This is a genomic window from Halomonas sp. ND22Bw (assembly GCF_003011945.1).
In the GTDB taxonomy this organism is placed as follows: domain Bacteria; phylum Pseudomonadota; class Gammaproteobacteria; order Pseudomonadales; family Halomonadaceae; genus Halomonas; species Halomonas halophila.
In genome coordinates, this window is sequence record NZ_PXWD01000007.1 from 177,569 (window position 1) to 198,750 (window position 21,182).

General features: G+C 67.7%; 20 protein-coding genes and 1 tRNA gene. 16 read left to right on the top strand and 5 right to left on the bottom strand.

Annotated elements, in window-relative coordinates:
- Window positions 1-7 precede the first annotated feature (7 nt).
- The gene (locus CVH10_RS11015) at window positions 8-664 is read right to left on the bottom strand and encodes an HAD family phosphatase (RefSeq protein ID WP_035594203.1); all 657 of its coding nucleotides are present in this window, start codon (window positions 662-664) and stop codon (window positions 8-10) included.
- A 183-nt stretch (window positions 665-847) separates the two neighbouring features.
- Between CVH10_RS11015 and CVH10_RS11020 the strand changes: the two genes are divergently transcribed.
- Window positions 848-1,342 carry an RNA pyrophosphohydrolase gene (locus CVH10_RS11020; RefSeq protein ID WP_035594262.1) on the top strand — a complete coding sequence of 165 codons (495 nt, stop codon included), beginning with the start codon at window positions 848-850 and terminating at the stop codon, window positions 1,340-1,342.
- 75 nt (window positions 1,343-1,417) lie between these two features.
- Complete coding sequence (ptsP, locus tag CVH10_RS11025) at window positions 1,418-3,682, top strand: phosphoenolpyruvate--protein phosphotransferase (protein WP_106488704.1); 2,265 nt, start codon at window positions 1,418-1,420, stop codon at window positions 3,680-3,682.
- A gap of 7 nt (window positions 3,683-3,689) precedes the next feature.
- Here the strand turns inward: ptsP and CVH10_RS11030 are convergent, their stop codons facing one another.
- A complete protein-coding gene (locus tag CVH10_RS11030; protein WP_106488705.1) occupies window positions 3,690-4,484 on the bottom strand; it encodes an NRDE family protein in 795 nt (264 codons plus the stop codon).
- A 102-nt stretch (window positions 4,485-4,586) separates the two neighbouring features.
- Between CVH10_RS11030 and CVH10_RS11035 the strand changes: the two genes are divergently transcribed.
- The 9 genes from CVH10_RS11035 (at window position 4,587) to CVH10_RS11075 (ending at window position 15,713) form a co-directional block, all read left to right on the top strand.
- A complete protein-coding gene (locus CVH10_RS11035) occupies window positions 4,587-5,738 on the top strand; it encodes a response regulator (protein ID WP_052052395.1) in 1,152 nt (383 codons plus the stop codon).
- Window positions 5,739-5,883: 145 nt separating this feature from the next.
- Window positions 5,884-6,684, top strand: coding sequence for a prolipoprotein diacylglyceryl transferase (gene lgt / locus CVH10_RS11040; protein WP_106488706.1), 801 nt, complete (start codon window positions 5,884-5,886; stop codon window positions 6,682-6,684).
- A 78-nt stretch (window positions 6,685-6,762) separates the two neighbouring features.
- Window positions 6,763-7,590 (top strand): thymidylate synthase, encoded by an 828-nt coding sequence (locus tag CVH10_RS11045; RefSeq protein WP_106488707.1) that lies wholly within the window; start codon window positions 6,763-6,765, stop codon window positions 7,588-7,590.
- Complete coding sequence (locus tag CVH10_RS11050) at window positions 7,587-8,126, top strand: dihydrofolate reductase (protein ID WP_106488708.1); 540 nt, start codon at window positions 7,587-7,589, stop codon at window positions 8,124-8,126. The genes CVH10_RS11045 and CVH10_RS11050 overlap by 4 nt, the downstream gene beginning before the upstream one ends.
- Window positions 8,127-8,215: 89 nt before the next feature.
- Window positions 8,216-9,247, top strand: a complete 1,032-nt coding sequence (locus CVH10_RS27240; protein WP_369335784.1) for a ProQ/FINO family protein — start codon at window positions 8,216-8,218, stop codon at window positions 9,245-9,247.
- A gap of 475 nt (window positions 9,248-9,722) precedes the next feature.
- Complete coding sequence (locus CVH10_RS11060) at window positions 9,723-10,880, top strand: porin (RefSeq protein WP_106488709.1); 1,158 nt, start codon at window positions 9,723-9,725, stop codon at window positions 10,878-10,880.
- A gap of 102 nt (window positions 10,881-10,982) precedes the next feature.
- Window positions 10,983-11,999 (top strand): hypothetical protein, encoded by a 1,017-nt coding sequence (locus CVH10_RS11065; RefSeq protein WP_106488710.1) that lies wholly within the window; start codon window positions 10,983-10,985, stop codon window positions 11,997-11,999.
- Between the two features lie 429 nt (window positions 12,000-12,428).
- Window positions 12,429-14,438 carry a diguanylate cyclase gene (locus CVH10_RS11070; protein WP_106488711.1) on the top strand — a complete coding sequence of 670 codons (2,010 nt, stop codon included), beginning with the start codon at window positions 12,429-12,431 and terminating at the stop codon, window positions 14,436-14,438.
- Window positions 14,439-14,585: 147 nt separating this feature from the next.
- On the top strand, window positions 14,586-15,713 hold the full coding sequence (locus CVH10_RS11075) for an alkene reductase (RefSeq protein ID WP_106488712.1): 1,128 nt from the start codon (window positions 14,586-14,588) through the stop codon (window positions 15,711-15,713).
- 147 nt (window positions 15,714-15,860) lie between these two features.
- Here the strand turns inward: CVH10_RS11075 and CVH10_RS11080 are convergent.
- Window positions 15,861-15,937, bottom strand: a tRNA-Arg gene (locus CVH10_RS11080).
- A gap of 112 nt (window positions 15,938-16,049) precedes the next feature.
- Here CVH10_RS11080 and CVH10_RS11085 point away from each other — a divergent pair.
- A complete protein-coding gene (locus CVH10_RS11085; RefSeq protein WP_106488713.1) occupies window positions 16,050-16,841 on the top strand; it encodes a methyltransferase domain-containing protein in 792 nt (263 codons plus the stop codon).
- A complete protein-coding gene (locus CVH10_RS11090) occupies window positions 16,838-17,836 on the top strand; it encodes a class I SAM-dependent methyltransferase (protein WP_106488714.1) in 999 nt (332 codons plus the stop codon). Before CVH10_RS11085 ends, CVH10_RS11090 begins: the two co-directional genes overlap by 4 nt.
- An 86-nt stretch (window positions 17,837-17,922) precedes the next feature.
- On the opposite strand, the gene CVH10_RS11095 is transcribed toward CVH10_RS11090, so the two are convergent.
- Window positions 17,923-18,381: an EF-hand domain-containing protein gene (locus CVH10_RS11095; protein WP_052052396.1), complete on the bottom strand. Its 459-nt coding sequence runs from the start codon at window positions 18,379-18,381 to the stop codon at window positions 17,923-17,925.
- 278 nt (window positions 18,382-18,659) lie between these two features.
- Window positions 18,660-19,193: a transcription elongation factor GreB gene (gene greB / locus CVH10_RS11100; protein ID WP_081945789.1), complete on the bottom strand. Its 534-nt coding sequence runs from the start codon at window positions 19,191-19,193 to the stop codon at window positions 18,660-18,662.
- A gap of 150 nt (window positions 19,194-19,343) precedes the next feature.
- On the opposite strand from greB, the gene CVH10_RS11105 reads away from it, so the two are divergent.
- From CVH10_RS11105 to CVH10_RS11115, 3 genes are all read left to right on the top strand, one after another.
- Window positions 19,344-19,985, top strand: a complete 642-nt coding sequence (locus CVH10_RS11105) for a hypothetical protein (RefSeq protein WP_106488715.1) — start codon at window positions 19,344-19,346, stop codon at window positions 19,983-19,985.
- A gap of 78 nt (window positions 19,986-20,063) precedes the next feature.
- Entirely contained in the window at window positions 20,064-20,711 is a 648-nt protein-coding gene (locus tag CVH10_RS11110; protein ID WP_369335785.1) for an NUDIX domain-containing protein, read from the top strand.
- A gap of 1 nt (window position 20,712) precedes the next feature.
- Complete coding sequence (locus CVH10_RS11115; protein ID WP_035594237.1) at window positions 20,713-21,159, top strand: DUF1249 domain-containing protein; 447 nt, start codon at window positions 20,713-20,715, stop codon at window positions 21,157-21,159.
- The last annotated feature ends 23 nt before the right edge of the window (window positions 21,160-21,182 follow it).

Consider the following 21,182-nt stretch of genomic DNA (forward strand, 5'->3'; position numbering starts at 1 on the left):
AGCCGGTTCAGTCCCGCAGGCTGATGATCCGCCAGTCGCGCTGCTCGGCGGCCTGGCGCAGCGAGTCGTCCGGGTCCACGGCCACCGGGTGGTCGACGAGCTCCAGCAGCGGCAGGTCGTTGTGGGAATCGCTGTAGAACCAGGCGCCGTGCAGGGAGAGCTCGCGCTGCTCGAGCCACTGCTCCAGGCGCGTCACCTTGCCTTCACGAAAGCTCGGTACGCCGCTGACCCGGCCGGTATAGCGCCCGTCGACCATCTCCGGTTCCACGGCGATCAGCTCGTCGATGCCCAGGCGCTCGGCGATGGGGCCGGTGATGAAGCGGTTGGTGGCGGTAACGATCAGCAGGGTGTCGCCGCTGGCCCGGTGGCGGGCGATCAGCTCTTCGCCGCGGGGCAGGATGTGCGGCTCGATCTTGCTGGCCATGAACTGCTGGTGCCAGGCCGCCAGCTGTGCAGGCGAGTTGTCGGCCAGTGGCTTGAGCGCCACCGCCAGGAATTCGTTCATGTCCAGGGTGCCGGCCTCGTAGTCGGCCATGAAGCGGTCGTTGGCTTCCTTGTAGGCCACCGGGTCCACGGCGCCCTGCTCGAGCAGGAACTCCCCCCAGGCGTGGTCGCTGTCGATGGAGAGCAGGGTGTTGTCCAGGTCGAAGATGGCGAGGCTCACGGCTTTCCTCTTGGTTGTCGGGCGCGCGTCGCGGGTCGGGGCGCGTCGGTATCGTTGTCGCGTCGAGCCCGGGATTATGGCAGAACCGCCCGGCCCCTACGAGCATGGCCCCATTGGTGTATTGATACGTTTCACGGCCTTGTGGAAGAATGCAGTGAAGACTGGATTCATAAGGTGAAGTCCGTGATCGACGCAGATGGCTTTCGCCCCAACGTTGGCATCATTCTCGCCAACGACGAAGGGCAACTGCTATGGGCGCGTCGGGTAGGGCAGAATGCGTGGCAGTTTCCCCAGGGAGGCATCAAGGCGAACGAGACACCGCAACAGGCACTGTTTCGCGAACTCTACGAGGAGGTCGGCCTGACGGCCGATGACGTCGAGGTGCTTGCCTGTACCCGAGGCTGGTTGCGCTACCGCCTACCGCGCCGCATGGTAAGAACCCGTTCCCGGCCGGTGTGCATCGGCCAGAAGCAGAAGTGGTTCCTGCTCAGGATCCGCTGTGGCGAGACCCGCATCAGCATGGATGGCGGTGCGGCCAAACCGGAGTTCGACGGCTGGCGCTGGGTCAGCTACTGGTACCCGCTGGGCCAGGTGGTGCCCTTCAAGCGCGAGGTCTACCGGCGCGCGCTGCGCGAGCTGTCACCGCGCGCCCAGCGCCTGGCGCTGGGGCATGGCTGACGCCACGACACGCGCCGGGCTCGGCCCCGGCTATACCCTCAGCGAGGCATAACGACAATGGACAGTAAAACGCCGATGCTCGAGGTACTGCGCCGCATCATCCTGGAGGTCAACGGGGCTCGCAATCTGGAGGCCGCCCTGTCGACCATGGTGCGGCGCATCCGCAAGGCCATGCGTACCGACGTATGCTCCTTCTACCTCTTCGATACCCAGCTCGACCGCCTGGTGCTGATGGAGACCATCGGCCTGCGCACCCAGGCCGTGGGCCATGTGAGCCTGCCGGTGGGCGAGGGCCTGGTCGGGCTGGTGGCCCAGCGCGAGGAACCCCTCAATCTCGAGGACGCCCGGGCCCATCCCTATTTCCGCTACTTCGAGACCACCGGCGAGGAACGCTATTCCAGCTTCCTCGGCGTGCCGATCATCCATCAGCGTCGCATGCTCGGCGTGCTGGTGGTTCAGCAGGCCGACAAGCGTCGCTTCGACGAGGCCGACGAGGCCTTCCTGGTCACCATGGCCGCGCAGCTCGCCGGCGTGCTGGCTCATGCGCTGGCCACCGGCAGCCTGACTCGGCCGTCGCTGCCCGGCGGTCAGGCCACCTTCACCGGGGTCGCGGCCTCGCCGGGCATGGCCATCGGCGAGGCGGTGGTGATCGCGCCGCCCGCCGACCTCGACAGCGTGCCCGACCTCATCCCCACCGACGAAGAGTACGAGATCGAGCGGCTCAGCGAGGCGATCGGTCGGGTTCGCGACGAGATACGCGCCGCCGGCGAGCGCCTGGCCAACCGCATTTCCGCCCAGGAACTGGCGCTGTTCGACGTCTATCAGCAGATGCTCGGCGAGGAGGCGCTGTTCCAGGAGGTGGTCAAGCGCATCCGCGAGGGACAGTGGGCCCCCGGGGCGCTGGCCGACGTGGTGCGTCGCCACGTGCAGTACCTGGAGCGAGTGAGCGACGACTATCTGCGCGAACGGGCGGCGGACGTGCGCGACCTGGGGCGGCGCGTGCTGGCCCATCTGCAGGAAAACACCTCCGCCACGCCCGACGTGTATCCGGAGCGTACCGTGCTGGTCAGCGACGAGATCAGCGTGGCCATGCTCGGCGAGGTGCCGCGGGACAAGCTGGCGGGCATCGTCTCGGTGCGCGGCTCCAGCACGTCCCACGTGGCGATCGTGGCCCGCGCCATGGGCATTCCCACCGTGCTGGGCATGGTCGATCTGCCGCTGCCCAGGCTCAACGGCGCCAGACTGGTGCTCGACGGCCACCGCGGGCGGCTGTTCGTGCGTCCCAGCCCCGATATCGAGAGCCACTACGAAGGCCTGATCGAGGAGGAGCGGGCGCTCTCGGAGCTGCTCGAGCACGAGCAGGATCTGCCGAGTCGCACGCCGGACGGTCACGACGTGCGGCTGCTGGTCAACACCGGCCTCGCGGTGGACGCCATGGCATCGCTCAAGTCGCGGATCGGCGGGGTGGGGCTGTATCGCACCGAAGTGCCGTTCATGATCACCGAGCGTTTCCCCGGGGAGCAGGAGCAGACCCGACTCTACCGCGAGCAGCTGGAGGGCTTCGCCCCGCTGCCGGTGGTGATGCGCACCCTGGACATCGGCGGCGACAAGGACCTGCCGTACTTCCCCATCGAGGAGGCCAACCCCTTCCTCGGCTGGCGCGGCATCCGCGTCACCCTGGATCATCCCGAGGTGCTGATGGTCCAGCTGCGGGCCATGCTGCGGGCGTCACAGGGGCTCGATAACCTGCAGATCCTGTTGCCGATGATCACCAACGTCGACGAGGTCGACGACGCCCTGCGGCTGCTGGAACGGGCCATTCGCGAGCTCGGCGAGGACGGCGTCGAGGTGGCCAGGCCTCAGGTCGGGGCGATGATCGAGGTGCCGGCGACCCTCTATCAGCTCGATACGCTGGCCGAGCGGGTGGACTTCTTCTCGGTGGGCAGCAACGACCTGACCCAGTACCTGCTGGCGGTGGATCGCAACAACCCCCGGGTGGCGGATCTCTACGACGCCTGTCATCCGGCGGTGCTGTCGGCCATGGCGCGTCTGGCGCGGGAGGCGACGGCGCTGAAGGTGCCGATCTCGGTGTGCGGCGAGCTGGCGGCCGACCCAGCCGGGGCGCTGTTGCTGATGGGCATGGGCTTCGATGCGCTGTCGATGAACGCGCCGAGCCTGCCCAAGGTGCGGGCCGCCATCCGTCGCGTCAGCCTGACGTCGGCGCAGACGCTGGTGGAAGACGCCCTGGCCGAATCCTCGCCGCTGGGCGTCAGGCGCTGCCTGGAGGCGAGCATGAGCGATTGGCAGCTCGCCCACCTGCTGCCGCCCAAGGACGCCTGACGCTCGGTCAGGCGCCAGTGCCGCCGGCAGGCGGTGGCGTGTCGAGCGTCAGCCGGTGCTCGCCGAGCGAGGTGCCGTTCGGACCGAAGCGCCGTTCGCCGAGGGTCAGTCGGCCGTCGGCGCGCCATTCCAGCCAGCTGGTGGCCCGGGTACCGTAGTCTTCACCGACGATGAACGCCGCCGAGAGGCGGCGTTCGAGTGCCTGGCCCACGCCGGTATCCGGCAGCCGTGCATCCTCTGCCTCGCGAGCGTCGGCGAGCGGCGCCAGGGCGTCATCCGGCCAGCGTCCGTTGCCCAGGCTGTCGGCAAGCCCGCGGCGCGCGGCCATCAGTTTCGGCCAGGGCGTGTCCCGTTCGGCATTGGAGAGGCCGTGCAGGCCGGGGGCGAGACGCTCGAGCCGAACACGATCGCGGCCGCGATGGAGATACCACAGTCGCCGGCCGTCGCCGACCAGCAGGTTGAAACCCGCGTAGCGTCGGGCGTCGCCGTCGGCGAGCGCGCCCAGCCAGCCTTCGAGATCGTCGGCCTCCAGGGCCGAGCGCACCAGCTCGCCGCGGCTGGGGGCGTCTTCGGCGGCCGAAAGCGCCGGGTCGCGGACGTTGGTCACGGCGGAGAAGCGTCCGCGCCGGTGCACGGCGAGCCAGCCGCCGCCGGCCTGCAGGTCGCGGCCGCCGACGATGCCGGGAGCGTCGTCCCACGCCGCCAGCGGCGCGGTGGGGCGGGCGTGGAACTCGTCACGGTTGGCCACCAGGCGCAGCACGACGGAGGCGTCGGGCCGGTGGGCGAGGGCAATCAGGCACATGGCTGCCAGACTACCCCGCTCGTCGGCACGCGCAAAGCCCCGTCATGACAGGGTCGGCCCGGCATCGTACACTCGGCCGACGACAATCGACGCGAGACAGGGATGACGATGAGTGTCGAGACAAGCAAGGAGCGAGCCTGGCCACGCCTGGTCACGCCGATTCTCTGGCCATTGCTGGCCCTCCAGGTGGTGCTGGTGGGGCTGTGGCTGGCGGTGGGACTGAGCGGCCGCTGGCTGGTGCTGTCCCCGGTCTCCTGGGGCGATACGTTCTGGTGGCTGCTGGTGCTGGCGGTCGGCAGCGGCCTCAACGTGACGGCCTTCCTGATGCTGCTGCGCCAGCGCCTCCGCGCCGAGGAAGCTCGGGTCGAGGCGGCCTTCGGCCGGCTCAACGAGCGGCTGGTCGCCATCGGTGGCGACGATGCCCCCGGGGCGGGACGGCTCCAGGATGCCGGCCTGCCGCTCGAGCGACGCCTCGAGGCCGTGGCGGAGAGCTGCGATGCCCTCGGCGCACGCTGGCGGGCCGAGCTGGAGGCCGTGCGCGGCGTGGAGCGTCGCCTCAATGATGATCTTCAGGCCCAGCAGGGCCGCCTGGCTCGGCTCGAGACCGGGCGCGTGCGCGCCCAAGAGGAGTCGCGGCTCAAGTCCGGCTATCTCAGCCACCTGCAACAGATGCTGCAGCCGCTGATGGCTTCCGTGTCCGAGGTATTGCAGGGCGAGCGTTTTCAGCGCCCGGACGGGGACGCCGAGCGCAACGCTCTGGCGGGGCTGCGGGAGCGGCTGGCGGAGACCGCGGTGCTGCTGGAGAACCTCGGCGACCCGGAACCGACGGAGGCAGCGCTGCCGCCGGCGTCCGCCGCCCGGGTGCTGGTCGTCGACGATGGCCCGGTCAACCTGATGCTGGCGCGCAAGGTGCTGGAGGGGCGGGGGCTCGAGGTGGTCACGGCCACCAGCGGCCGGGAAGCCCTCGACAGCCTGGAGGCGTCGCCTTTCGACATGGTCTTCCTGGATATCTACATGGCCGGCCTGGACGGCGTGGAGACCTGCCGTGCCTGGCGGACCCGGGAAGCCGAGCGTGGCGATCGGGGGCGCAGCGTGCTGGTGGCCTTGACCGCCAATGCCGGCGAAAGCGATCGCCGCCGCTTCCGCGAGGCCGGCATGGATGACTACCTGGCCAAGCCTTATCGTCCCCAGGACCTGCTGGATCGCGTGCAACACTGGTTGCCCGGGCGCCTGATGGGGGAGGAAGACGCATGAGCCGCCTGCGGTTCGCCAGCGCTGCCTTTCCTTCGCCGGCCAGCCGGTGACGGTCGCCCCCGGCTTGCTGCTATGATCCCGACCGCGGCGCCACCGCGGTCTGCCCCTGTCCTTACCTTTCTTCCCCGCATCGTTCGAGGCCCCCATGCTGCGCTATCCCGATATCGACCCCGTGGCCATCTCGCTTGGTCCGCTCCAGGTTCACTGGTATGGCCTGATGTACGTCATCGGCTTCATCGCCGCCTGGTGGCTGGGCCGCCGCCGCGCCGCTCGCATCGGCCTCAATGGCGACGATGTGGGTGACCTGATCTTCTATGCCGCCCTGGGCGTGGTGCTCGGCGGACGGCTGGGCTATGCGCTGTTCTACGGCCTCGACCAGTGGCTGGCCGACCCGCTGTGGATCCTGCGCGTCTGGGACGGCGGCATGAGCTTCCACGGCGGGCTGATCGGCGTGCTGCTGGCCTCGCTCTACTTTGCCCGCAAGAAGCGGCTGGCGTTCTTCACCCTCACCGACTTCGTCGCGCCGCTGGTGCCGATCGGCCTGGGGGCCGGGCGCATCGGCAACTTCATCAACCACGAGCTGCCGGGCCGGGTCACCGATCTGCCCTGGGGGCTGGTGTTCCCCGGCCTGGGGAACCAGCCGCGCCATCCTTCATCGCTGTACGAGGCGGTGCTGGAAGGGGCGGTGCTGTTCGCGGTGCTGTGGTGGGTCTCGGCCACGCCGCGCCGTCGTGGTCTGGTGTCGGGGCTGTTCCTGACCCTCTACGGCGTCTTCCGTTTCGGCGTGGAGTTCGTGCGTCGCCCGGACCCGCAGCTCGGCTTCATCGCCTTCGACTGGCTGACCATGGGCATGCTGCTGTCGCTGCCGATGATCATCGCCGGCGCGGCGCTGATGGCCTGGTCCCGCGGCCGGCCGGTGGATGCGAAGGTCGACGCTGCGGCCTGAGCGCAGCAGGGCGGTGGCCGCTATGGGCGGCCACCGCCCGGGCATGTAGAATGTGTGGCCCATTTTCAGCCGTCGACCATGCCCGTGACCGCCAACGCCCCTCCCGCCCTCGAACAGCCCTATCTGGACCTGATGCGCGCCGTGCTCGATCACGGCGTGGAGCGCGACGACCGCACCGGCGTCGGCACCCGCTCGCTGTTCGGCCACCAGATGCGCTTCGACCTGTCCCGCGGTTTCCCGCTCGTCACCACCAAGAAGCTGCACCTGCGCTCGATCATCCACGAGCTGCTGTGGTTCCTGGCCGGCGATACCAACATCGCCTACCTCAAGGACAACGGGGTGCGCATCTGGGACGAGTGGGCCGACGAGAACGGCGAGCTGGGCCCGGTCTATGGCTATCAGTGGCGCAGCTGGCCGGACCCGCGCGGCGGGCACGTCGACCAGATCGCCAATCTGCTGGAGCAGCTGCGGACCAATCCGCGCTCGCGGCGGTTGATCGTCTCGGCCTGGAATCCGGCGCTGGTCGACGAGATGGCGCTGCCGCCGTGCCACTGCCTGTTCCAGTTCTACGTGGCCGACGGCAAGCTCTCCTGCCAGCTCTACCAGCGCAGCGCCGACATCTTCCTCGGCGTGCCCTTCAATATCGCCAGCTACGCGCTGCTGACGCAGATGATCGCCCAGGTGGCAGGCCTCGAGCCCGGCGACTTCGTGCACACCCTGGGCGACGCCCATCTCTATCTGAATCACCTGGACCAGGCCCGGGAGCAGCTGTCGCGTGACCCGCGCCCGGCGCCGCGACTGGTGCTCGACCCGAGTGTGACCGATCTGTTCGACTTCCGCTTCGAGCACATCGCCATCGAGGGCTACGATCCGCACCCCCACATCAAGGCAGAGGTGGCCGTATGAACGACGAGACGCTCGTCCCGGTGGCGATGATCGCCGCGCTGTCCGCGAACCGGGTCATCGGCGTGGACAACCAGCTGCCCTGGTACCTGCCCGAGGACCTGAAGTTCTTCAAACGCATGACCCAGGCCAAGCCGCTGGTCATGGGGCGCAAGACGTTCGAGTCCATCGGCCGGCCGCTGCCCGGGCGGCTCAACATCGTCGTCACGCGTGATCCCGGTTTCCAGCCCGAGGGCGTGCGGGTCTGCCGCGACCTCGATGAAGCGCTGACGCTGGCCGACCGGCAGGCCACCATCGACGGCGTCGACGAGATCATGGTGATGGGCGGCGGCCAGATCTACGCCCAGGCGCTGCCGAAGGCGAGCCGGCTCTATCTCACCGAGGTGGGCGTCGAGGTGGAGGGCGATACCCGCTTCCCCGAACTGGACGAGGCCGAGTGGGAAGAGCGGCAGCGCGTGCCGGGCCAGCCCGCCGAGGGGCAGCCGGCCTATGACTTCGTGCAATACCGGCGCCGGGGTTTGCCAGACGCCGCGGAGTGACACAGACTGACGACTGGCGCCGCCGGCCCTGAGGCGACGTCATATGGAACCCAGTCGTCTTACCCCGGGCATGCATGGAGGATCCGGAGTTGATCGATGAACGCCCCCGTCATCTCATGGCGACCCTGGAATCTCGCGTCGAGGCATTGCTCGAGGCGCGCGTCGAGGGTCGGGTGCAGCATCAGGCCCTGCAGAACCGGCTGAGCGAGCTGGAGCAGAACCGTCAGGCCCTGGAAGCGCGCAACGCCGAGCTGCAGGCGCGAGCCGAGGCGGCCCAGGGGCAGCGCGATGAGCTGGCGCGGCGCATCAAGGCGCTGGAGGCGACGCTGGCCGAGTCCGAGGCGGCGCGGCTGGAACTCGTCGAGGAGAACCGCGAGCTCGATGAGCAGGGCCGTGAACTCGAGGCGCATGCCCAGCGGCTCCAGGCCCGGCTCGACGAGACCGTGGCGGAGCCGCCCGTTTCGACGCACCGCCAGGGCCTCGGGCTCTCCGCCCTGATGGGGCATCATCGTGCCGCGGCGCCGGCGGCCGATGAGGCGGATGCCGAAGAGACTGCCGCCGTTTCCGCCTCGTCCGATGCCCCACAGCAGGCCGCGCTGCCCGTCGAGGAGGCGCCTTCTCCCCAGGCCCTGCTCGCCCAATGGTATCAGCGTTACGGCGACGCCTTCTTCAAGGGCCATACCCGGCCGCTCAAGGTCGGCATCCACGAAGATCTGAGCGCCCTGGAGCCCTGGCCCGAGAAGCTGGTACGCCGCGCCCTGGCCTGCTACGTCAACCTGCCGCGCTACCTGAAATCGGTGCGTGAGGGTGCCGAGCGCATCGACCTCGAGGGGGCGCCGGCGGGGGTGGTGGATCGCGGTGCCGCCGAGCATGCTCACCGGAAGCTGGAACGCCTGCAGGCCGAGCGTCAGCGCAAGGGCAAGCCGGCGAAGGCCCGCAAGCCTCGCCAGTCGCGTACCGACGAGCCTTCCTCACAGCCGAAGGAAGCCAGCGGGGCGCCCGATGCTGCCTCGCCTGCCGCCGCTCGGGCGACGGCCGAGCCTTCCCCCCAGGACGAGCCCGCCGATGACCGGCTTCACCGCAAGCTCGGTGAGCTGATGGCACGCCATAACGGGCGTTGAAGAGGGGGCCGCCAGCGTTGACGGTGGGCCTTGTTCCATCGTTCGTCTGACTTGAAACCGTCATATCCCCGGGGCATGATGAGTCCGCTCATCGCTGCCGAACGCTGTTTTAGGACACGGTGAAGCGTGGCAAGGTGCCGTTGCCCTGCCGCGCTTGACGAACGGTAGCGGCGGAGAGGCGCCGTGAGGCGACTCGGCCTCGATCGTGGTGGGAACTGACGGTGATCGGGGGATGTGACGAAGGAAAACAGTGTTTTTTTCTTGTTGCGCTCCTGCAAATCCCGGTATAGAGTTCCTTCTGCGAGCATTGGACTATAACAAGGTTTCGCCGTGGTCTGGCTCGCTGCTGCCGCTTCCCGAGAGGAGGCGAGCAACAACGAGAACCGGCACCAAGACCGGCAAACCCGCCGCAAAGACTCGAAAAGAGCGCGCGGCCATCGATCGAAACAGCAAGCTAGTCAAAAGGATTATCGCAATGAAAAAGACACTGTTAGCGACTGCCATCGCCGGTGCCATGGCTGCCTCCGGCGCCCAGGCCGCCACCGTCTACAACCAGGACGGCACCAAGCTCGACATCTACGGCAACCTGCAGATTGCCTATCGCTCCATCGAGACTGCAGATGAAAGCACTGGTGATGTAGAGAGTCGCGACGATATCTTTGATAACGGTTCTACCCTGGGTGTGGCCGGTGAGCACGTTATCTACGATGGCCTTACCGGCTACTTCAAGTACGAGTTTGAAGGCAATGCCGACGAAGCCAAGGATCAGGGTGGTCTGAACTCTGGCGACCAGGCCTACTTCGGTCTGAAGGGCAACTTCGGTGACGCTCGCCTGGGTTCCTGGGACCCGCTGATCGATGACTGGATTCAGGATCCGATCACCAATAACGAGTACTTCGACGTTTCCGATTCCAGCAGCCGTATTGTGGGTGTCGAGGATTCTCGCGAAGGCAACAAGCTGCAGTACATGTCGCCGTCCTTCAGCGGCTTCCAGTTCGCCGTGGGTACCCAGTACGAAGGCGATGCCGAGTACGATGCATCAAATACTGCTTCTATTTCCGGGACTAACGGTGCCAACCTGACGGTCAGCGAGAAGCGTGACAGCAACGCCTCCTTCTTCGGTGGCGTGAAGTATACCGCCGGCGCCTTCTCCATCGCCGCGGTCTACGATAACCTGGACAACAATGATGGCCGTTACGATGGTGTCGATGGTGATGGCAACGTCATCAGCGGCGACTTCGATGCCGGCGAGCAGTACGGCATCACCGCCCAGTACACCTGGGACACCCTGCGTGTCGCCGCCAAGGTCGAGCGCTTCAAGTCCGACAACGACTTCGTCGCCGATACCAACTTCTACGGCCTTGGTGCCCGCTACGGCTACGGCAATGGTGACATCTACGGCGCCTACCAGTACGTCGACGTGGGCGGTGGTGACCTGATCGATACCGCCGACGATGCGCTGACCAGCGGCGACTGGCCGAACGAGCGCGAAGACGAGAGCTACAACGAGATCATGCTTGGCGCGACGTATAACGTCTCAGATGCCATGTATACCTTCGTTGAGGCCGCTTGGTATGATCGCGACGAAGACGTCGGTGACGGTGTGGCCGTGGGTGCCGTCTACCTGTTCTAATCCCTCCGGGCAGGCCTAACCTGCCACAGGGTGGAATACCGAAAGCCGATCCTCTGGGATCGGCTTTTTTGTTGAGGGCGACAAGCGAGTAAGCGAGGTGTTATGAAACGACCGATCGTGTCCGCAGGCCTGCTGGCGCTGGGCGTGGCGCTCTCCGCCGCGCCGGCGCTGGCCAGCGAGATGGAGGAGCGCTTCCGTGAGCAAGGCAAAGGAATGGACCTCACGGGGGTTTTCAACGCCAATACCGATGCCCATAGCCGCAGCTTCCTGTTCGGTGGCGTCAACGAGCATGCCTTCTCGGTGAAAGAGGCGGGCCGCTATCGCTTCACCAGCCAGGTGACGGCGGGGCACTCCGAGGACTATCGCATCGCCGCGGTGCTGGAAGACCAGAGCGGTGACGTGATCGCCCGCAGCGAGGCGCTGGGCCAGAACGGTGGCCTGGAGTTACGCCAGCAGCTGGCCCCGGGCGACTACGTGCTGCGCGTCGAGGCGCATCGCTTCGGCACCCGTGGCCGCGCCGGGGACGGCTACTCGGTCAATGTGGCCGGCCTGGACGATCAGGGGCGTGTCATCGAGGACGGGATCAGTGACGGCGAGGACATCTTCTTCACCGGCACGAACCGGCAGGGCGGCGACTCGGTGTTCGTGCGTGGCGACAGTGCCGTGGCGACGCTCGGCGGTGGTGCCGCTGCGGCTCAAACTGATACCGAGGCCTCGTCCGACGCGACAGGTGGTGTTGCCGCGGAGGAGGAGCCGGCCGCGCGAAGTGCGCAAGAAGACGAACCCGTTCAACGCTCCGGCTTCGAGACCATCGTCACCGACGTCAAGATCCGCGCCCGTGGCGAGGTGCTGACCTTCAACGTGGCCGAGCAGGGCAGCGTTGCCATCACGACGTCGACCTACCCCAGCGGCTATGAGGACACCTATCGGATCGAACTCGAGGTGCTCGATGATGCGGGCCGGGTGGTGGCCGAAGGCGCCGGGCAGGGTTTCGACGGCGATGTCGACCTGACCACCGACCTGGCGCCGGGACAGTATCGCATTCGGGTGCAGGGCCAGAAGTTCGGTTCCGCTCACAGTGGCGTCAACAACTACGAGCTTCGCGTCGAAAAACGCTGAGTGGCAGGCGGGGCGACCGGTCGTCCCGCCTTCTTGTGTTTTCCATCATCCTGCCGGCCTGCCGGTGGAGTCACCTCATCCGTGCTGCGGCGCTTCGATGCGTTGCTCGGCGTTATAGGCTTCTGCTGTTGGGCTTCTCGTCCGGCTTTCCTCTGCGGTCTTCCGAGCACCCGGACATGGCGTGCAGTGCCGATTATCGGTGCGTATGGTGATGTTCACGGGGCCCCGCGTTTGCGTAACGTGCGCAGGCGGCGAATCTTTCCCTGTCGGGCATCCTTGCCATGCCGGCTTCCCTTGCCCTTGCTTTGCCGTTTCCGCCTGGGGCGGGGATCAGTCGGTGGCTTGTGTCAGGTGCCGACAAAAGGGGAGGTCAGCCAATTTAGCTTAGTCTGATACAGTAGTGACGGCCCCGTCATATGGAGGTGATCCGTGCCGTTCCGACTCTCGACCTACTGGCGCCATGCCCAGTCGCTGAAGGGCCGTCTGATGCTGGGCCTGCTGGCGACCTGGATCGTCGTCATGGCCCTGTTGCTCACCTTTGGATGGCGAACCGGCGACAGGCTGCTCGAATCCTCCAGCAACACGCATCTGCGCTATGAGGCTCGGCTGATCGCCGATGACCTGACGAGCCAGGTGGCGTCGCGTCTCCGTTCGCTGGAGCGTCTGGCGAATCGGCTCGACGTGGATCGCGTTCCGTCGCCACAGCACGGACTTCGTCATAGCGAGGCACTGCTCGAGTGGTTCGACTGGCTCGTGGTCACCGATGCCGAGGGAAGGGTCTCGGCGCTTTGGCCGGAAAATCCGGATATGCAGGGGGTCGATCTGTCGTTTCGCGACTACTTCCAGCACGTTCGTGCCTTTCGTCGCCCCTACGTCAGCGAGCCTTTTCACTCGTTGCTGAGTGACATCCCGATGGTCGTGTTCGCCGTGCCGAGACGGGACGAGCTTGGACGTTTCCAGGGCATGGTCGGCGGTGCGTTGCAGCTGAACGGGGGCAGGCAGGGGGGCGGGCTCTTCCAGCGACTGGATCGCCTTCGGCTGGGCGAACAGGGCTATGCTAGCGTGATGAGCGACAACGGAACCTACCTCTACCACCCCCGGGACGACAAGGTGTTGCACACGCTGCCCGAGGAGGAGCGGACGGACTGGCAGGAGCTGGCCCTGATCGGCTGGGAAGGCGAGGCGAGCGAGCTGCTGTCGGGCGAAAGGGCGGGTTACAAGGCCTATCGTCAGATCTGGCCGGCGGGCTGGATCGTCAGCGTGACGCTGCCGCGCGACCAGGTGATGGCGCCGCTGGAAGGATGGCTGAAGCGCTTGGGGGGGTGGTTCGTGTTGGTCGCCGGCCTGCTGTTGCCGCTCATTGGCTGGCTGCTGTGGCGGCTGTTGAGCCCTCTGTTACGGCTGAAGCGCCAGATGCAGGAGGTCGGGAGAGGGCATCGGCAACGGGTGTCGCTCGATACGCGCATGCACGAGCTCCAGCAGGTGGCCGATACCTTCAATCACGTCGAGGTGGAGCGCAGTCAGGCGCTGGCCAGCCTGGAAGGTCGCCAGGCCTTTCTGGATGCGGTGCTCGCCAGCTCGCCGGTCGGCATGTTCGTGACCGACACCGAAGGCGCCCTGACCTACATGAACCAGGCCCTCGTCGAGCTGACCGGCTTCAAGGTGTACCAGGAGGCGCGTCACGAGTGGATGCGCCATATCCATCCTGACGATAGCGCCACGGTGCTGGAACTCTGGCATCACAGCATGGCGAGCGGCGAGGACTTCCTGCAGCAGTTTCGCTATTACCGTCGAAGCGGCGAGCCGCTTTGGCTCGAGGTGCATACTCGCCCCGCGATGGCGGAGGATCGTGTGCTGGGATTCGTCGGCACGGTGAAGGACATCACCGAGCGGCGCGAGGTGGAGGCGCTTCGTCAGTGGGAGGCCGAGCATGATCCCCTGACCGGACTGCTCAACCGCCGCGGCTTCGAGCGACGCCTCGAGGAAGCCCTGGCGGACTGGCGCAAGACCGGCAATCCGGCTTCCCTGATTCTCTTCGACCTGGATCACTTCAAGCCGATCAACGACGAAGGCGGGCATGCCCTGGGTGACGAGATGCTCAGGCGTATCGCCCAGGTGGTGGCGTGGAAAGTGCGTCGCAGCGATCACGTGGCGCGCCAGGGCGGCGACGAGTTCGCGGTCCTGCTGCCCAGCTGCACGGTGGCCCATGCCGAGCAGCTGGCCCAGTCGCTGGTCGAGGCGGTCGGCGAGGTCGAGGTCTCCCAGGGCGGGCGTGATTTCCGTGTCACGCTGAGCCTCGGCCTGACCAGCTTTCAGGAAGGGGACGAGCGTATCGCCACGGTCATCGAGCGCGCCGATGCTGCCGCTTACCGGGCCAAGCGGCAAGGGCGCAATCGTGCCGTCACCTGCGAGGTGTCCGCCGAGAGCGACGACGGCTAGGATATTCTCGCGCTAAATGATAGAAAGCGAAGGGGTTGTCCAGCAGGTGCATCGTCTCCATATCTCTCGTCAGGCTGATGCGGCTCTCGATCTGCATGCCGATGAGAGATCGCTCAGATCACCAGATTCTGTGCAAGGAGACGCGACATGTCCGTCGATACCCTGTTGACCCCGCACCGCCTCGGCGGGCTGACGATGCCCAATCGTATCCTCATGGCGCCGCTGACCCGCGCCCGCACGCCGGACAGCGTGCCCGGCGAGGCGCAGCAGGCCTACTATGGCCAGCGTGCCGGGGCCGGGATGATCATCAGCGAGGCGACCAATATCTCACCCACGGCGCGCGGCTACGTCTACACGCCGGGCATCTGGACCGATGAGCAGGAAGCCGGCTGGAAGGGCGTCGTCCAGGCGGTGCATGCCAAGGGTGGGCGCATCGCGCTGCAGCTGTGGCACGTCGGCCGGGTCTCCCACGAATGGGTGCAGCCGAACGGCCAGTCCCCGGTGGCACCCAGCGCGCTCGACGCTGAAGGCGCGCAGTGTTTCGTCGAGTTCCCGGACGGCAGCGCCGGCCGCCATCCCACCAGCACGCCCCGGGCGCTCGAGACCGACGAGCTGCCGGGCATCGTCGAGGACTATCGCCAGGCGGCGCGACGCGCCGATCGCGCCGGCTTCGACATGGTCGAGGTGCATGCGGCCAACGCCTACCTGCTCAACCAGTTCCTGGCCACCGGCACCAACCACCGCACTGACCGCTACGGTGGCCCGCTCGAGAACCGGGCACGCTTCCCGCTGGAAGTCATCGACGCCGTGGCCGAGGAAGTCGGTCCGCAGCGCGTCGGCGTGCGCCTGACGCCCTTCATCGAACTGTTCGGCCTCACCGATGACGAGTCCGAGGCCATGGCGCACTATCTGGCCGAGCAGCTGTCCGCGCGCGGCATCGCCTACCTGCACCTCAACGAGCCCGACTGGGCCGGCGGCGAGATCCAGTTCACCGACGACTTCCGCCGCAGCATGCGCGAGCGCTTCTCCGGCAGCCTGATCTTCTGCGGCCACTACGACGCCGAGCGCGCCGAGCGCCTGATCGAGGCGGGCATCGCCGACGCCGTGGCCATCGGCCGGCCTTATATCGCCAACCCCGACCTGGTCGAGCGCATCCGTACCGGAGCGGCCTGGAACGCGCCCAATCCCGACACCTTCTACGGCGGGGGCCTGGAGGGCTATACGGACTATCCGTTCCTCGACAACGGCCACGACCGTCTGGGCCGCGAGGGCTGAATCGTCTTGCCGGCCGTCGGCGCTGTGGCGTCGGCGGTCGAGATCATCGGCGTGACTGTCGAGAAGCGCACGGTTTTACCGACGAGCAGCACGCGCATCTTGTCGATAGCAGGACGTGTCGAGAGAAATGCAGAGGGGAGGAAGGCGTGGCGCCCCCATCAGGATTCGAACCTGAGACCTTCCCCTTAGGAGGGGGACGCTCTATCCAGCTGAGCTATAGGGGCGAAACGAGCGCTAGTATAAGCGCCTGAGCGGGCGAGATAAACCCGTCGCAGCGGTGCCGTGGCGGCGCCTTCCCGGGTAGAATGCCGGCATCACTCATGCGGATGACGTGGCATGCCCGAGCCTTTTCTTTCCCCGGCGGGAGACCGCCACTTCGATGGCCTGGCCGACAAGTTCGCTGCCAGCCTCTACGGTGGCCTGCGCGGCGAGCTGCGCCTGGCGCTGCTCGACCGCCTGCTGCCCGAGATGCTCGATCTGCACGGCCAGCCGGCGCTGGAGGTCGGCGGCGGGCTCGGTCAGCTGGCCGGCTGGCTCGCCGAGCGCGGCCATGACGTGACCCTGTGCGAGCCCGCCGCCGAGATGCGCGAGCGTGCCCGGGAGGCGCTGGCCGGTCGTCCGGTGCGTTTCGTCGAGGCGCCGCTGCAGTCGCTGCCGGAGGCGGCCCCGGGCCCCTGGCCGCTGATCACCTGTCACGCGGTGCTGGAGTGGCTGGGCGACCCGCGGGCGGCGCTGGCCACCCTGGCCGGCCTGCTGGCCCCCGGTGGCCAGCTGTCGCTGATGGTCTTCAATCGTGATGCGCTCAGGCTCTCCAACGTGGTCAAGGGCAACCTCGAGAAGGCCCTGGCCGACCGCCTGGAAGGCAAGGGGCAGCGCAAGCGCCTGACGCCCATCTCGCCGCTGACCCACGACCAGATCGTGACCTGGGCCGCGGAGCTGGGTCTCGAGGTGCACGCCACGGCCGGCGTGCGCGTCTTCCACGACTACCTGCGCCAGCCGCCGCAGACCGAGGCCGAGCGTCGCGACCTGCTGGCGCTGGAATGGCAGTACTGCCGCGTCGATCCCCACTGGCGGCTGGGCCGCTATCTGCTCTATACCCTGATTCGCCCCGAGGAGCCCGTGCGATGAATGCCGAGACCCCCGTCTGCCAGCTGCTGCAGCGCCAGGACGCCGACTACCGCGGCTGGCTGTGGGTGGCGCCGCCCCGCGATGCCTGGCTGGAAGGCGGCGAGGGCGTCCTGCTGGCCGCCGATCAGGCGGTGCTGGCGGCCTGGCGCCAGCGCGGTCGCCCGGCGCTCTCGCCCTTCGACGACGACGCCCCGGCACCGCCCGGCGTGGTGCTGTTCTGGCCCAAGGCCCACGCTCTGGGCGAGTGGTGGCTGCTGTGGCTGTGCGCGCGGCTGCCGGCGGGCACGCCGCTGCAGGTGGTCGGGGAGAATCAGGGCGGTATCAAGCGGGTGCTCAAGGTGCTGGCGGCGCTGGGCCTGGGATGCCGCAAGGTCGACAGCGCGCGACGCTGCACCCTGTTCGCCTCCAGCCTCGACCGCGTCGCCCTCGAACCCGATGCGGCCTGGACCTCGTTCGAGGCGGAAATCGGCAGCGAGCGCCTGACGCTGGCCAGCCATCCCGGCGTGTTCGGCCACGGCAAGCTGGACGACGGCACCCGGCTGTTGCTCGAGCAGCTGCCCGCGGCATTGCCGGCGACGGGCGAGGTGCTGGACCTGGGCTGCGGCGACGGCATTCTCGCCGCCTGGCTGGCGCATCGCGGCCACGGGGTGACCGCCGTCGACGTCAACGGCTTCGCGGTCGAGGCTACGCGGCGCACCCTGGCCGCCAACGGGCTAGGCGGCGAGGTGCTGGCCGGCGATGTCTTCGACGGCCTGGGCGAGCGCCGTTTCGATGCCATCGTCAGTAACCCGCCCTTCCATCAGGAGCGGGCTATCGACTACGGGCCGGCGGGGCGACTGATCGCCGAGGCGCCCAGGCATCTGCGCCCGGGCGGGCGTCTGGTGCTGGTGGCGAACGCCTTCCTGCCCTATCCCGACCTGCTCGAGCGGGCCTTCGGCGGCTTCGAGGTGCTCGCCGATGACCGCCGCTTCAAGGTCTATTCGGCTCGGGTCTGATCGTGGCTCGTGCCCGATACCGCCCACGCCCGCCGGGCGTCCCCGGCGGGCGTGGGTCGAACGGGTCCGAGGGCCGGGCGTGCGGCCTACTGGGCGGTGGACTGACCGGCGGAGCCGCTCATTTCCGTGGAGCCGCCCATCTCGCCGGTGCCGCTCATGTTCCCGGAACCGCTCATGTCACCCGAGCCGGACATGTTTCCGGAGCCGGACATGTTTCCGGAGCCGCTCATGCCGCCGGTACCGCTCGCGTCACCGCCGGTGCCCATGCCGGCCGAACCGCCCATCTCGCTCGAGCCGTTCATGCTGCCGTCGGCACCGCCGGGCAGCGACTGGCGCGCCGCCTCGTATTCCTCGCGGCTGAGGGCGCCGTCGCCGTTGGTATCCGCGGTTTCGAGGTCGATGCCGTCCACGGCGAGGGCTTCCTCGGCGCTCAGCATGCCGTCGCCGTTGAGATCCAGCCGATCGAAGGAAGGCGGGTTGGCGACGGCGGCGCCGGCACCGAGCAGGGCGAGGGGGAGCAGGGTCGTCTTCAGCAGCGTCTTCATGGGAATCCTCCTGGAATGCGTGCTTGGCGTACCACGAGCCGATGGGCTCGTCTGCTTCCTCTCAAGCCAGTCTCATGCCATTGATGAAATTTCTTCTTGCATAACATGAGGTTGTGTTTCATGGCATGGGGCCGTGTCGGGTGTCTGCCGCGCTTCGGGCGACGCAAGGCGTTGGCGTGTGGCGACGATGCCGCAAGTGCCATAAATGCAGGTCACTGAATTTCAAGATGTTATTTCTGTCGCCATGGCGCGTCGCGGGGCGCTTGACGGCCTTACCGCTAAGGCTGGCGGTAGGCGATCTCGGTGATGATGTAGGTGGTCTCGCCGCCCGGTGCGGCCACCGTCACCTCGTCGTCCAGCGGGCGGCCGAGCAGGGCCTTGGCCAGCGGCGCGTCGACGCTGATCCAGTGCTTGCCGGTATCGGTCTCGTCGTGTCCGACGATGCGCAGGCGCATCTCCTCGCCGTCCTCGTCCTCCAGGGTCACGAAGGCGCCGAAGAACACCCGCTCGGTGTCCTCGGGCAGCCGGTCCACCACCGTGAGTTCGTCGAGCCGCTTGGTCAGGTAGCGGATTCGGGCGATCACCCGGTTGAGCTCCTTCTTGTTGTAGGTGTAGTCGGCGTTCTCGCTGCGATCGCCCAGGGCAGCGGCTTCGCCGACCTTGGTCGAGAGGGCGGGACGCTTGACCCGCGACAGGTGATCCAGGATGCCGCGCAGGCGCTCGGCGCCCTCGGCGGTGATCAGGTTGCTCTTGGGCTCCTGGCGCGGGTCCTTGGCGGGATCGCGCCAGCGAGTCATGTTGCGGCCTTTCATCGGCAGCGCCCTCCTGTGGGATGCGAAGCAAAGGCCTTCATTGTGAGGCGAGGGCACGGTCGAGGCCAGACTGGCGGCTGATTCAAACGTTCGTTACATTTTCGTGGTGTCGCCTCGACCATCACAACCACAATGCATGAGGAAAGCGCCATGTCTGCACGCCGCCTGCCGACCGTCGTTCTCGGGATGGGGCTCGCGTTCGCCCCGCTGCTCCAGGCCCAGACGCCGCAGGACGACCTGTTCTCGCTGCGCAGCCGCTGGGAGCACACCACCACCGCCATGTCGGAGACGCGTCGCGTCGACGCTCTCGAGGCCCTCGCCGCGGAGGCGAAGACCCTGGCCGAGTCTCATCCCGAGAGGGCGGAGGCGAGCGTGTGGCGCGGCATCATCCTGGCATCCCTGGCCCGGGAAAGCAGCGGCCTCGACGCCCTGGGGGCGGCCAAGGAGGCGCGTCGGGTGCTGGAGTCGGCCCTCGAGCGGGCCCCCGGCGGGCTCCAGGGGTCGGCCTATGTGACGCTCGGGGCGCTCTACGATCGTGCGCCGGGCTGGCCGATGGCCTTCGGCGACGAGGAAACCGCCGAGCGGATGTTCCGGCGCGCCGAGGCGATCCGCCCCGAGGGCATCGACGTCCACCTCTACTACGCCGCCTTCCTCGAGGGTGAGGGACGGGAAGCCGAGGCGCTGGCGCATGCCCGGCGGGCCGTCGATGGCCCCCTGCGCGAGGGGCGTGAGGCCTCCGATGCGGCGCTGCGTGACGAGGCCAGGGCCATGGTCGCTCGACTCGAAGAGTAGGGCGCGAGGCCGGCGGCGAGGTTGGCACGCCGTCGCCACGCCGGGATAATGGGCGCTTTCGCGATCATCGGAGGGCTCATGTCGCAACACGATCCACACCAGGCCGCCGATGCCCTCGACGCCGCCCCCTTCGACGCCGGCGACGTGGAGCTGATCAAGCGGCGCTGCCTGCATCAGGGCTTCTTCCGGCTCGAGGAGCTGCACCTGCGGCACCGCCTCTTCGAGGGCGGTTGGAGCGCGCCGGTGGTGCGCGAGGTGCATCGCCGGCATGACGCCGTGGGCGTGCTGCTCTACGATGTGGAGCGGGACGCCGTGGCGCTGGTGGAGCAGTTCCGCGCCGGTGCCCTGGACGACCCTGCCTCGCCCTGGAAGCTGGAAATCGTGGCAGGGCTGGTCGAGCGCGGCGAGTGCCGCGCCGACGTTGCCCGCCGCGAGGCCGAGGAAGAGGCCGGCTGCCCGGTGGGCGAGCTGATCGAGCTGCATACCTACTACCCGAGCCCGGGCGCCTGCGACGAGCGGGTCACCCTGTTCTGCGGGCTCATCGACAGCCAGGGCCTGGGCGGCATTCACGGCCTCGACGAGGAGCACGAGGACATCCGCGTGCAGGTGATGCCCTTCGCCAGGGCCTGGGAACTCATGCTGGCCGGAAGACTCGACAATGCCATGTGCCTGATCGCCTTCCACTGGCTGGCGGCGGAGCGGGCCTCATTGCGAGCGAGGAGGTAGCGTGTCGAGAAACGCCTATGTGACTGACCTGAAGACCCTGCAGGGCGAGTGCACCGCCAACTACGTGCGGCTGACCCGTCTGCTGGGCGACATGGAGGTCGGCGAGACGCGCGAGGTGGAGCTGGTCAGCCATGGGCGCCGCGTCGGCGCGCTGTGCCTGGAGCTCCTCGAGCGAGCGCCCTACACCAGCATCGTGCGGGTCTCCCAGCGGGGCGTGCTCGACGGCGTGCTCGAATCGCCGCGCATGCGCGTGCACCTCTATCACGACGTGCGCATGGCCGAGGTCAACGACTTCCAGCGCCAGCGCCACTTCGATGGCCGCTATCGCTATCCCAACGCGCGCATGCACCAGCCCGACGAGAAGCTGCAGCTCAATCGTTTCCTGGGCGAATGGCTCGACCACGGCCTGGCCCACGGTCACTCCATGGACCTGCCCGAACTTCCGTGAACCTTCTGCCACTCCCAAGGCCC